Origin of the sequence: Burkholderia sp. LMG 13014 (assembly GCF_905232215.1) — a bacterium.
Taxonomy (GTDB): domain Bacteria; phylum Pseudomonadota; class Gammaproteobacteria; order Burkholderiales; family Burkholderiaceae; genus Burkholderia.
This window is the reverse complement of the sequence record NZ_CAJNKE010000029.1, coordinates 18956-30335: the sequence shown is the minus strand read 5'-3', so window position 1 is coordinate 30335 and position 11380 is coordinate 18956. Positions and strand designations below refer to the sequence as shown.

The 11380-nt window shown below is 66.3% G+C and carries 12 protein-coding genes; 6 read left to right on the top strand and 6 right to left on the bottom strand.

The features are described from left to right. The coding region (locus tag JYJ84_RS06460; protein ID WP_205189137.1) for a hypothetical protein at window positions 1–418 on the top strand (418 nt) is incomplete at its 5' end. A 341-nt stretch (window positions 419–759) separates the two neighbouring features. Here JYJ84_RS06460 and JYJ84_RS06455 read toward each other — a convergent pair. After that, complete coding sequence (locus JYJ84_RS06455) at window positions 760–1446, bottom strand: hypothetical protein (RefSeq protein WP_175222133.1); 687 nt, start codon at window positions 1444–1446, stop codon at window positions 760–762. Window positions 1447–1654: 208 nt separating this feature from the next. Between JYJ84_RS06455 and JYJ84_RS06450 the strand changes: the two genes are divergently transcribed. Beyond that, window positions 1655–2680, top strand: a complete 1026-nt coding sequence (locus tag JYJ84_RS06450) for a MerR family transcriptional regulator (RefSeq protein WP_175222132.1) — start codon at window positions 1655–1657, stop codon at window positions 2678–2680. Between the two features lie 85 nt (window positions 2681–2765). On the opposite strand, the gene JYJ84_RS06445 is transcribed toward JYJ84_RS06450, so the two are convergent. Next, entirely contained in the window at window positions 2766–4178 is a 1413-nt protein-coding gene (locus JYJ84_RS06445; protein ID WP_175222131.1) for a PLP-dependent aminotransferase family protein, read from the bottom strand. Between the two features lie 84 nt (window positions 4179–4262). Between JYJ84_RS06445 and JYJ84_RS06440 the strand changes: the two genes are divergently transcribed. Beyond that, window positions 4263–4712 (top strand): GNAT family N-acetyltransferase, encoded by a 450-nt coding sequence (locus tag JYJ84_RS06440; RefSeq protein ID WP_175222130.1) that lies wholly within the window; start codon window positions 4263–4265, stop codon window positions 4710–4712. Continuing rightward, a complete protein-coding gene (locus JYJ84_RS06435; RefSeq protein WP_175222129.1) occupies window positions 4712–5326 on the top strand; it encodes an FMN-dependent NADH-azoreductase in 615 nt (204 codons plus the stop codon). Before JYJ84_RS06440 ends, JYJ84_RS06435 begins: the two co-directional genes overlap by 1 nt. A gap of 87 nt (window positions 5327–5413) precedes the next feature. Here JYJ84_RS06435 and JYJ84_RS06430 read toward each other — a convergent pair whose 3' ends face one another. The 3 genes from JYJ84_RS06430 to JYJ84_RS06420 all read right to left on the bottom strand — a co-directional run bounded on the left by JYJ84_RS06430 (window position 5414) and on the right by JYJ84_RS06420 (window position 8297). Then, window positions 5414–6229 carry a carboxylesterase gene (locus JYJ84_RS06430; protein WP_122948488.1) on the bottom strand — a complete coding sequence of 272 codons (816 nt, stop codon included), beginning with the start codon at window positions 6227–6229 and terminating at the stop codon, window positions 5414–5416. Between the two features lie 13 nt (window positions 6230–6242). Then, complete coding sequence (locus tag JYJ84_RS06425) at window positions 6243–7535, bottom strand: MASE1 domain-containing protein (RefSeq protein WP_175222128.1); 1293 nt, start codon at window positions 7533–7535, stop codon at window positions 6243–6245. Between the two features lie 381 nt (window positions 7536–7916). Next, window positions 7917–8297 carry a LysR family transcriptional regulator gene (locus JYJ84_RS06420; RefSeq protein ID WP_374102089.1) on the bottom strand — a complete coding sequence of 127 codons (381 nt, stop codon included), beginning with the start codon at window positions 8295–8297 and terminating at the stop codon, window positions 7917–7919. Window positions 8298–8666: 369 nt separating this feature from the next. On the opposite strand from JYJ84_RS06420, the gene JYJ84_RS06415 reads away from it, so the two are divergent. Beyond that, a complete protein-coding gene (locus tag JYJ84_RS06415; RefSeq protein WP_205182879.1) occupies window positions 8667–9626 on the top strand; it encodes an LLM class oxidoreductase in 960 nt (319 codons plus the stop codon). A gap of 132 nt (window positions 9627–9758) precedes the next feature. On the opposite strand, the gene JYJ84_RS06410 is transcribed toward JYJ84_RS06415, so the two are convergent. Beyond that, entirely contained in the window at window positions 9759–10259 is a 501-nt protein-coding gene (locus JYJ84_RS06410; protein WP_174956631.1) for a lipocalin-like domain-containing protein, read from the bottom strand. A gap of 162 nt (window positions 10260–10421) precedes the next feature. Between JYJ84_RS06410 and JYJ84_RS06405 the strand changes: the two genes are divergently transcribed. Next, entirely contained in the window at window positions 10422–11327 is a 906-nt protein-coding gene (locus JYJ84_RS06405; RefSeq protein WP_175222127.1) for a LysR substrate-binding domain-containing protein, read from the top strand. Window positions 11328–11380: the final 53 nt, after the last annotated feature.

Genomic DNA, 11380 nt, shown 5'->3' with positions numbered 1-11380 from the left:
CTTCCTCGAAGGTCGTTACGAACACGCCTACTCTCTTGGCTATCAGGATGCTATAGACTACATTCCAAGGCCGGAGTATTTTTTTATAGTCGGCGACATAATACTAAGAACTACGCTGTCATTCCATAGCGACTCTCCGCATGCGCCGCCTGGGTATAAGGCGTGCTGGGACAAATATCAATTCGCGACGGATGTAAGCAGAGATTTGGAGCCGTCATTTCAAACGGGATTTGGCTTGGTGGATGAGCTGAATCTATCGAAAACCAAGAACTCGAAAATATACAAACAAGCCATGACCAACGCGTCTTGCCTTGCTCGATTGACGAGCAAATATTTAGAACAGATGGGGCCGCAGTGCGTACCTATTGAGGAAGTAAAAGCATGCCTTGGAAGTCCGCTACTGCTTCTTTATCACTAAAGCAATTGCCGCGACTTAGAGGGCTGACAGCTTCACTCGTATCGTTTTTCACGGCCCTGTCACCGCCCCCAATACACCGCCGTAATCTGCGTCCTTTCGTGCCCAAGTTCGCGGCTGATGGTCTGCCGTGCTTGGGTATCCACGGATCACGTTTCCCCGTGGCATCAGGCATCTCCACTGTTATCCATGGTCATCCACGAAGCGCCAGGACATGAATCCATGTCCGGATTTACGTCCACGCGTCTAAAGCGACATGGGGAAATCGCTTTAAATGCAATAGAGTAGGCGGCTTTCTCTTGCTTCTGCATCGAGACGCCACCCGCCTTTACACCGTCACGCCGTCACGCCCGCGGTTCGCGCCCGACCTGTTCGAGCGGCGGGTTGAACCCGAGCACCGTGTACTCCAGCACGGACACCGTCCCTTTGCCGGCCGCGCCCTGCACGACGACCGCGCGCACGGCGCCGGCCCGGTCGAATTTCAGGCGGGTGCCAAGGGTCGCGTTGCGCAGCGCCTCCACTTCCTCGATCCGCGCGATCGCCAGCTTGCGCACCGCGCCGGACACGTACACCGGCAGGAACACCAACGCGATGAAGATCGACACCGCCTCCTTCGAGACGCTGTCGAGCACCGGCTGACCCGACATCACGAGCGACAGCGACGTCGCCGCGACGAAGATCGCGAGCACGGTCGCGCCCACGCCGAGCGACGAGAACCGCTCGGCCGCCTTCTTCATGCGTGCCTTCACGAGCGCGCGCGTGGTCGCGGAGGGCACCAGCCATTCGCGCTGCGCGCCGTGGTACCCGGCGAAGCCGAGGAACAGCGTCGCGACGGCGCTGATCGCGATGCTGGTGTACAGCGCATCGAAGATCACGCAGACGAATTCGAGCACGAACACGATCACCGGCGGCCACAGCAGCAGGCGGAACGAATAGCCGTCGCGGCCATGCCCCTGGATCCACGCTCTCACGAGCGGCAGCCGCCAGAAGCGGCTCTCCCGGTGGAGCGAAAGTTCTTCGTTGTCGGTCAATTCTTCACCTGTTGAATCCCTTGCCATTGCCGCGACGGCCGTGAACCGGCGCAACCGCATTCTCCCAGATATGCGGCGTCGTTCATCGGCGGTTCGACGCGCGCGTTCCCGCATCGCGGCCGGCCAAAACATGCCGGTACCCGATTGACCCGGCCCCTGGGATCGCCTTTATGCTGATCGCAACGAATCGACGACCCGAAGGTGTCCCATGAGCGATGTCACGCGCGGCCTGAGCGCATCGGAAGCCGCTACGCGGCTTGGCGTATCGGTCAAGGCACTGCGGCTGTACGAGCGGCAAGGACTGGTCACGCCCGGGCGGACGGTGGCCGGATACCGGGCCTACGGCCCGGACGATCTGGCGCGTGCGGCCGAAATCGCGGCGCTACGCGCACTCGGTTTGAGTCTCGCCCAGGTGGCGAGCGTACTGAGCGGCGACGCCCGCAGCCTGAGCGACGCATTGGCGGCCCATGAAACGGCGCTCGAACGCGGCATTCAGGATCTGGTCGGCAAGGTCGACCGGGTTCGCGCGATCCGCGCCGATCTGGCGCGCGGCCGGATGCCCGACGACGGCGAATTGACTCGCCTGCTCGACCCGGCGGCCACTGGCGTTGCATTCAGTCTCCCCTGGCCGTGGGGCGGCGAATGGTTCGAGTTGCGCGATATCCGTCCGTTGAACTACATCATCGGTTCGCTGGGCAGCGGCAAGACGCGGCTGGCGCTCCGGCTCGCCGACGCATTGCCCAGCGCCACGTTCATCGGGCTGGACCGACTGGAGGACGGCGGCGCGGCGGCATTCGCCGCGTTGCAGGTCGATCCGGCGCTAGAGGCACGCGTCGCGCGCACGTCGGCATGGCTCGCGGACGAAGGCGCCACGCCGTCTGCGGCGCTAACCGTGCTGCTCGCCGGCCTCGAGGCGGACGGCGCCGGCGCTCGGGTCGTGGACATGATCGAACAGGATCTCGACCAGCCCACGCAGGAGGCGCTGATTGCGTGCCTTCGCCGACGCGCCAGGGCCGACGGCCTGCGGCCGCTGTTCATGCTGACCCGCTCGTCGGCGATGCTGGATCTGTCGGCCGTCGGGCCCGACGAAGCGATCATTCTGTGTCCCGCCAACCATAGCCCACCTGCCCGCGTCGCACCGTACCCCGGCGCACCCGGCTACGAAGCCGTGGCCACCTGTCTTGCGTCGCCTGCCACCCGTGAACGGATCGCACGCCGACCGGAGGCCGGGTAACGGCGTCACCCCGGCTCGGAATCACGCGCCGGCGATGACCGAGGTGCCCGGCCCGGGCCGCCGGTGCGTTACCGCCACACGCGGTTCACGCACGAACGAGCCGGTGCAGGCGTCGAACCTGGGTCAATGCCTGCTGCGCCGACGTCAGGTTCGTGAAGCCGAGCAACATGCCGGGCGGCATCCGGCCGCCCGGGCTCCAGTCGTTCAGCGGCTGGATGGAAAACCCCTGCAGATCTGCCATACGTGCGACGGCGCGATCGTCGACAGCCGTGCGCCAGTAGGCCACGACATGCAGGCCGCCCGCGCGGGGCGGAACGTGCAGCGTATCGCCGAAGACCTTGACCAGCGCATCGACCAGCCACGCACGGCGGGTTGCATAGAGCGCGCGCATTTTCTTCAGGTGGCGCGCGAAGTGCCCTTGTTCCATGAAGTCGGCGACGACGGATTGCATCAGCATCTGGCCGCTGCCGCCGAGCCAGCCGGCGGTGTCGCGAAACGCCTCGACCTGCGCGTCGGGCACGACGAGATAGCCCAGCCGCAAGCCCGGATACAGCACCTTGCTGAACGATCCGGTGTATAGCACGCGATCGTGGCGATCCAGGCTTTTGAGCGCGGGCAGCGGACGGCCGTGGTAACGGAACTCGCTGTCGTAGTCGTCCTCGATTATCCAGGCCCGCTGCTGACGGGCCCAGTCGAGCAAGGCCAGGCGTCTGGGCAGCGACAGCGCGGTGCCGAGCGGGCTTTGATGAGTCGGCGTGACCACGGCAAAACGCGCATCGGGCGCACGGTGTTGCCCCGCTTCCACGCACAAGCCGTCGTCGTCGACCGGCACCGACACGAGCCGCATGCCCGCGTGCTCGAGCAGGCGGCGGGCGTGGATATAGCCGGGATCCTCGAACCAGCCGGTGTCGCCAGGACGCAGCAGGGTCCGGCAAATCAGATCCAGCGCACCGCGATACCCCGCGGTGATGAAGATCTGCCCGGCCGAACAGTCGATGCCGCGCGACACGCCGAGATAGGCGGACAGCGCGCGCCTCAATGTGTCGAGACCCTGCGGCGGCGCGTAGTCGAGCGACGGGATCGCCATCGCCCGCACATGACGCCCTGTCAGCCGTATCCACGGCATGCGCGGAAACGCATCGAGCGCGGGAATGCCCATCTGAAACGGCTTCGGCTCGCGCGCCGCCGGATCGCCGCGCGGCGGGTCGTCCGGCCTGGGTGCGATCGCGCGCGGCTGCCGACCATCCGGCAACTGGGGTGACACGACTGTACCGGCCGGCCCGCGTGCGACCAGGTACCCTTCGCCGATGAGGATCTGATAGGCCGCTTCGACGGTGCCCCGTGCCAGATTGAGTTGGCTGGCCAGACTCCGTACCGACGGCACGCGCTTGCCCGGTGCAAGCTTGCCCGTCTCGATCGCATCGCGGAAGCGCCGGTACAACTGCCGATAGACCGGCATGTCGAGATGACGGTCCGGCATCAGATCGTCGCAGTTCATGTCCTAGTCAAAAAGTCATTTTTTGACCCTTCAGGATACGTCATCCGGTTCGTAAAGTAACGACGTTACCTTGGAGCAATCGTGATGCCAGAGATCCATTTGAAACGCGCCGTGACGGACGAGGACTACCGGTCGGCGTTCGACGTGATGCGCGAGCTGCGCCCGCACCTAGCCGATGCCGATGCGTTCGTGCGGCAGATGCGCCGCCAGGCCGAACAAGGTTATGTGCTGCTGACCGCGCGGCACGCCAGCCCGGACGGTGCGGTCGTCGCGCTGGCGGGATACCGTCATCTTGAAAACACGGTGTACGGGCGCTTCGTCTATGTCGACGATCTGGTCGCGACCGAGCACGCGCGCGGTCAACGACTGGGCGAGCGGCTGCTCGATGCGGTGCGCGACGACGCGCGACAACACGCCTGTCTGTACCTGATACTCGATACCGGCTTGTCCAACGCGCTCGCGCAGCGCTTCTATTTCCGCCAGGGGATGCTGTCCCGTGGCATGCATTTCAGTCAGTCTCTGCAGGCGCCCTGATGAACAACCTTCTCTTTGTCGATGCCAGCCCGCATGGCAGTCATTCGCTGGGCGCGCGCATCGCGCGCGACGCCATCGCGCAATGGCAGGCGGCCCGCCCCCACGCACGGGTCGTGTCGCGCAGCCTCGGTGAACCCGGGTTGCCTTCGATATCGGCCGACTATGCGCATGCGCTGGTCGCGAGGCAGCCGAATTCCGATCCCGCGCTCGCGTGCTCCGAACAACTGATCGCGGAAGTGGAGCACAGCGACGGCATGTTGATCAGCACACCGATGCACAATTTCACGGTACCCGCGGCGCTGAAGCAGTGGATCGATTACGTGCTGCGTATCGGCCGCACGTTCACGTCCACGCCGGAAGGCAAAGTCGGCCTGCTGGCCGATCGTCCTGTGCTCGTGCTGGTGCGCTCCGGCGGCATCTGCACGGGAGCAGCGGCACGCCAGCCCGATTTCCTGACCCCGTACCTGAAGCAGGTGCTGGCCGTCATCGGCATCTCGACGGTCGAATTCATCTACCTGGAAGGCGTTGCGCCGGACGACGCAGCCATCGATGCGGTACTCGACCAGGTGGCCGCATCGGCCCTGTTGGCTCAACGAGCGACGGAACCCGCTTGAATTGGCCACGCCCCGGCGCTCGCATGCGTTACCCGATGTGTACCCGGGGCGGCTGATATCGCCCCCTCTGCGCCAGGCGCTGCGCCGTCACGTCTCCAGCCGCCCCATCCTGCGCGCCATCGCCGGGCTGACCGCATGCACCGGATCGAACCCGAAGAATTCGAGTACGTGGCGCGCGACGTCGTCGCGGTCGTTGTCCGCGCAGATCATGTGGTAGCTGTTCTCCAGCACGATCCCGCGCGCATCGGGCATCTTTTCCAGCAGGAAATCGGCCGAGCGCAGGCTCGTCAGTTCGTCCTCGCGCGCATGCAGCACGAGCGTCGGGCACGGCGTGCCGGCCGCTGCCTCCAGTGCCCAGTCGCGCATCCGGTCGACCTGGCGCACGCATGCGAGCGGCACCCACGCATAGTGGAAACTGTCCTCGCGCTCGAACTTCTTCTTCACGATCGCGCGGATCGTCGCGTTCTTGATGCCGAACGGATCGCCTTCCTCGACGCGCATCCGCTCCGCGACACCCGGCACGCGATACAGCACATGCCGCAACGCCCGGTACCACGGCGTCGACCAGCCGTCGATGAACACCGGCGTGGCCAGCAGCGCGAGCCGGCCGCGCGCATGCTGCACGCGATGGCACAGCAGCAGCGCAACCAGCGCGCCCATGCACATGCCCGCGACATGCAGCGAGTCGTATTCGTTTTCCAGCGCACGATACTGCTCGGTCACCGCGTCGAGCCAGGCTTCCGCGCGCACGCCGACCAGATCCTCGGGGCGCGTACCGTGCCCGGGCAGCGTGATCATGTGCGTATCGCCGCCCGCACGCCGCATCGCCTTGTGCAGCGAACCGAGATCGTACTGCGTGCCGCCGAGCCCGTGGATCAGCAGGACGCCCGTGCGGCCCGTCATGACGCGTCTCCGCTCATTCGTCCGCCGGCCACACGCGCTCGATCTGCCAGACGCCCGCCACCACCGTCACGTCGACATTCGAATCGAGCAGCGGCGCGCCGTGATCGGTGATCGTCTGCGTGCCGCCGTCGCGCTGCACGATACGCAGCGACAGCGACGCGCGATCCTCGCCGGCGATCTCCGCATTCCAGTAGTCGCGCAGCGCAGCGCGATCGCCCGGCTGCACGCGTTCGAGCACGAGCGGCACGCTCGCGATCTCTGCTGCAGCGACGCCGACGCCGAACACGCGCTCGACGTCGCCGCTCCACTCGATCCGCTCCGACTCCGGATCGAGCACGTATGCGATCTGGCCGGCGCTCGCGAGCGCGAGCTCCATGTTGTTCTGCAGGACCGCCGCATGCTCGTGCACACGTTCGCGCGTCGTCTTCAGCGTGCTCACCGTCAGCACCAGCAGCGACGCGACCGCCAGATAAAGCTGCGCCTCGAGCAGCGCACTGCCGTAGTGCTCGTGAAACGACGCGAACGGGCCGTCGCCCTGCGCGGTCTGCTCGATCACGATCAGTGCGAGCACCAGCACCGACGACGAGCCCGCGCGGCCGCCGAGCAGCAGCGTCACCGCGACGGTGAGGAACAACGGGATATACGTGAGCGCGAAGCCGGCGCCCGTGCCGAATTTCTGCGACGTGTCGCCGTCGAAGATCACGAGCGCGGCGCCCACGACCAGCACGAACGAAACCATGCCGAGCACCAGGTCGAAGCGCTCGTGGTCGCCCGAGCGGTGCGCGCGAAAGCGCGACCATGACGCGAGCACCGGCGTGACCAGCAGCACGCCGACGAAGTCGGACGCGGCCCACACCGACCACACGTCGAAGAACGGCGCGCCCTTGACCACCGTGTACCACGCCGCGCCGCCGATCGCGCCGACCACGCCCGCGATCAAGCCGGCAAGAATCACCGAGCGGAGGAAATACAGCCCTTCGAGCGAGAAGCGCACACGCTGGACGAGCCACACCGCAAGCGCGGCCGCACCGACCTCGTCGACCGTGAACAGCACCGCGTTGACCAGGCTGCCGTGTTCGATGCCGGTCAGCGCGAGCTGCCCGACCAGGAACGCGCCGGCCAGCGTCAGCCATTCGCGCATCGGCCGCAGCATGAACGCGCCGACCGTCACGCCGGCCGGCAGCCAGATGTAGCCCGTCAGCCGGACGGGGCCGTTGAACTGGTGCGAGATGTAGCCGGTCGCGAGATACAGCGCCGCCCAGAGCAGCGCGGCGACGAGGCCCGGCCGCGATCGTTTGGTGTCCATCGAGAATCCCTGTGTGCTGCGCCTGCGGTCGGCAGGTGCGCGATGTGCGAATGATATGCGCACGGGGCGGGCCGGGGAATACCGGGGCCGGAAGCGCGTTCCGGGCGCCCGCGCGCCCGCAAGCTGGCGGTTGTGACCGGGCAAGTATCGGAAAAGTTCGGTGTGTGCCGGGTACGGCCGGGATACGTCCGAGCGTCGTCTTGGCCGGACGGCCAAAATCGCCCGCGGCCGGTGGTTCGCACCTTGCATGAAAGGCGTCCGAAAGCATGCGCTTCAGGTATCGTCCGCGTCATCAGCCAACTTTCCACATGACCGCACGCGATGAAAACCGTACCGGCCCCGCCGATCCCGGCCCCCTCGACGCCATGAGCCGCTTCCGCGTCACCTACGACGGGCCCGCGCTCGAAACCGGGCGCATGACCGCGTAGCAGGCGAACCGCGCGGGCCACGGAGATCCAGCACCCGCTCGTGCCGCCCCACGGCGATTTCGTCACGGGCGTATTGCTCCGGCACCAGCGTTTTGCCCTGCCCGGCTTCCGCGGCGCGAATCAGCAGAAAGTCGTCCTCGAAGGCCGAGCCGCGCGCGGCCCGCGTGTCGTGGGCCACACCATGCGCGGCAAACCAGAGTGGCCAGTCGGCCCGGTCGGCGCATGCAGCAGCGGATATTTCAGGCTGTCTGATCGTGCCCGGCGTGACATGAAGCGCCTCGGCGGCAGCCTTGATGCTGCCGCGCTGACTAACTTCGACAAAGGTACGCAGCACCTCCAACGGCGGAGCGGCGGAGCGGCGGAGCGGCGGAGCGGCGGAGCGGCGGAGCGGCGCTCATTGTATTTAGCTTGCCTAAACTCATCGAGCAGAAATTATCGCTTTTTCCATCGGGACATGTAGCCGAACATTCTGAAAGCGCACACGAATCACACACACCATCAGATTTAGTTCGCCTACATCAAAACCGCATGATCGATCCCGGCGCCGGCAGGTCGCCCGACAGTTTCAACGCAGCGACCACGCGCAAGGACTCGCTCTTCCCGAACCGCCACACCGTCACTGACCCTGCATGCCATGAATGACTCGCAAGCGCCTAGCGGAGCGTCGAATCCGGCTTTTTCCGCCCACCCCGGCTATCGGCGCATGTTCGCCGCGGACCAGCTGACCCTCGGCATCTTCCTGCCGCTGCGCGCCTACCAAGGCGACATGCGCGTACTGACCGGGCAGGCCGACCTCGTCGCGGACATCGACCACCGCGGCTTTGCTGCCGTATGGGTCCGCGACGTGCCGCTGTTCGACCCGTCGTTCGGCGATGCGGGGCAGGTCTTCGACCCGTTCACCTACCTGTCCTTCCTCGCTGCCCGAACCACGCGCATTGCGCTCGCCACCGGCAGCGCGATCTTTTCGCTGCGCCATCCGATCGACCTGGCCAAGGGCGCGGCCACCATCGACCGGTTGTCGGGCGGCCGTCTCGTCATGGGAATCGCGTCCGGCGACCGGCCCATCGAGTTTCCGGCCTACGGTCTCGCGCATGCGTCGCGCGGCGAACGGTTCGCGCACGCAGTCGCCTATTTCCGCAAACTGATGCGGGCAGGAAACCTGACGATCGAATCCCCACTGGGCCGCTTCAACGGTGCGGAGCTGCTTCCGAAGGCCACCATCGGCGCGGTACCGCTGATCGTCACCGGCGCATCGGGCCAGCCGCTCACGTGGATCGCCGAGCACGCGGACGGCTGGCTGACCTATCCCGGCGATTCGCACACCCGCGCCGGCCCGCAGCGACTCGCAGAAAAAATCCGCGCGTGGCGCGCACTGATTCCCGACGGTGGATTCCGGCCGCACATGACCAACGAATGGATCGACCTCGTCGACGATCCCGATTACCCGCGCACGCCGCTGCACGGTGGGTTCATCCTGCGGACCGGCCGCCACGGACTCATCGCACTGCTGAACGAATGGCGCGAAGCAGGCGTGAACCATGTCGCGCTGGGGATCCAGTTCTCGCAACGGCCCGCGGCGGAGATCATCCAGGAACTGGCCGAGGAGGTACTGCCGCACTTCCCGTCGCACGACGGGCCGGCAGCGGTCACGACGGCGTGGTAATCGGGCGCGCGCCGGCCAGCACGGCAATCAACTGCGGCCTGCGCCGGTCATCGGTCAATGCCGGCTACCCGCCACCTGGCGGGCCGGCTGCGATCGCACCCGTACGCCACCCGCGTCGAACGCCCTCCCGATTCAATCCGCCCGTCGCCACACCGAGATCGGTATGTCGCCGTTGGCACGCGGCGGCACGCTGTAGCTCAGTTCGCCGTCCTTCAATTGATAGCTTCGCGTCTGCGTTTGCCCGATCCAGTTCGGGTACGACGCATTGCTGATGTGAAACGCGAGCGTGTGTTTCGCGGGATCGACGGTCAGCGTGCCGTAGTGGGTACTCGAGCCGAGCACGGCGTCACGGAATTCGTCCGGCGTGCCGGTCGCCTTGTCGTTCGACGCGAAGCGCGGGCGCTCCGACCTGAAGATCTGCAGCGAATAGTTCCCGTGCACGTCGATCAGCAGCAGCCCCTTCGGATCGGCACCATAGTCGCGGCCGACCGTGCCGTCGGGATGTCGCACGTCCGCCGCGACCAGCGTCCACGTCCCCGCGAGCGACGGCGCGGCCGATGCGTCGCCGGGAATCATCGATGCGGCCAGCAGCATGCCGGGAAAGCCCTGGCGGAATATCGAGCGGATGTTCATTCACGGTCCTTGTCGGAAAGAAGGGAAAAAACCTCACGGACATCCGCAGCCGCGTATCGCGCGCATCCCCGTGAACCGGAACGACCGGTTCACTTGATGGTAGCGACGGGAATGTGCAATAAATACGATAATTCGAAATCGACTTATAAGAAAAACCGAATCATGACGCTTCCGAATCTCGACATGGATGCGCTGCGCACGCTGATCGCCGCGGATCGGCTCGGCAGCCTCAACCGCGCCGCCGACCGGATCGGCCGATCCCAATCGGCGGTCAGCCAGCAGATGCGCAAGCTCGAAACGCAGATCGGCCAGCCGCTGTTTCGCCGACAGGGGCGCGGCCTCGTGCCGACCGAAGCCGGCGAACTGATGCTGTCCTATGCCCGCCGCATTCTCGAACTGAACGACGAGGCGGTCGGCGCGATTCGCGGCGCGGCGATCGACGGGGCCGTGCGCTTCGGGCTGCCCGGCGACTTCGCCGAATCGTGGCTGCCCGTCGCGCTCGGCCAGTTCAAGCGCACCCACCCGGGCGTGCGCGTCGACATCGTCGTCGACGGCAACGGCGCGCTGCTCGACCGGCTCGATGGCGGCGAACTCGACCTCGTGCTCGCGATGGGCCGCGGGCATCGCGCCGACGCGGAGCATCTGGTCACGCTGCCGATGGCGTGGATCGGGCCGCATGGCATCGACGTGCGTCCGCGCGCCGGCGCGCCGCTGGATCTCGCGCTGTACAAACCGCCGTGCCTGTTCCGCAAGGCCGGCACCGATGCGCTCGACACGGCCGGCATCCCGTGGCGGCTCGCTTACACGACCGGCAGCCTGCAAAGCCTGTGGGCCGGCGTCGCTGGCGGACTGGGCATTACGGCGAGAACGATGGTGGGTGTGCCGCCGACGCTGCGGCAACTCGGCGAGCGCGACGGCCTGCCGCCGCTGCCGTTTGTCGACGTGTGCCTCCATGCGGGCGGAGGCGATGCGCGTGCCGCGCTCGTGAGCCTGAAACGCGTGGTGGTCGACACGCTGATCGCCAATCTCGTCGATGCGCAAAAGGCATCCGGCCGGCACACGGGATGATCGGCCACGGATGCGCGCCGGATTCGGCGCCGCGCCCTTTGACCGGCTGCCCA

What these genes read in the sequence shown, in the direction of transcription:
- JYJ84_RS06450 (WP_175222132.1), top strand. Translation starts at nt 1,655, where the DNA reads ATGAGCGATGTCACGCGCGGCCTGAGCGCATCGGAAGCCGCTACGCGG.
- JYJ84_RS06445 (WP_175222131.1), bottom strand. Translation starts at nt 4,178, where the DNA reads ATGAACTGCGACGATCTGATGCCGGACCGTCATCTCGACATGCCGGTC.
- JYJ84_RS06440 (WP_175222130.1), top strand. Translation starts at nt 4,263, where the DNA reads ATGCCAGAGATCCATTTGAAACGCGCCGTGACGGACGAGGACTACCGG.
- JYJ84_RS06435 (WP_175222129.1), top strand. Translation starts at nt 4,712, where the DNA reads ATGAACAACCTTCTCTTTGTCGATGCCAGCCCGCATGGCAGTCATTCG.
- JYJ84_RS06430 (WP_122948488.1), bottom strand. Translation starts at nt 6,229, where the DNA reads ATGACGGGCCGCACGGGCGTCCTGCTGATCCACGGGCTCGGCGGCACG.
- JYJ84_RS06425 (WP_175222128.1), bottom strand. Translation starts at nt 7,535, where the DNA reads ATGGACACCAAACGATCGCGGCCGGGCCTCGTCGCCGCGCTGCTCTGG.
- JYJ84_RS06415 (WP_205182879.1), top strand. Translation starts at nt 8,667, where the DNA reads ATGTTCGCCGCGGACCAGCTGACCCTCGGCATCTTCCTGCCGCTGCGC.
- JYJ84_RS06410 (WP_174956631.1), bottom strand. Translation starts at nt 10,259, where the DNA reads ATGAACATCCGCTCGATATTCCGCCAGGGCTTTCCCGGCATGCTGCTG.
- JYJ84_RS06405 (WP_175222127.1), top strand. Translation starts at nt 10,422, where the DNA reads ATGACGCTTCCGAATCTCGACATGGATGCGCTGCGCACGCTGATCGCC.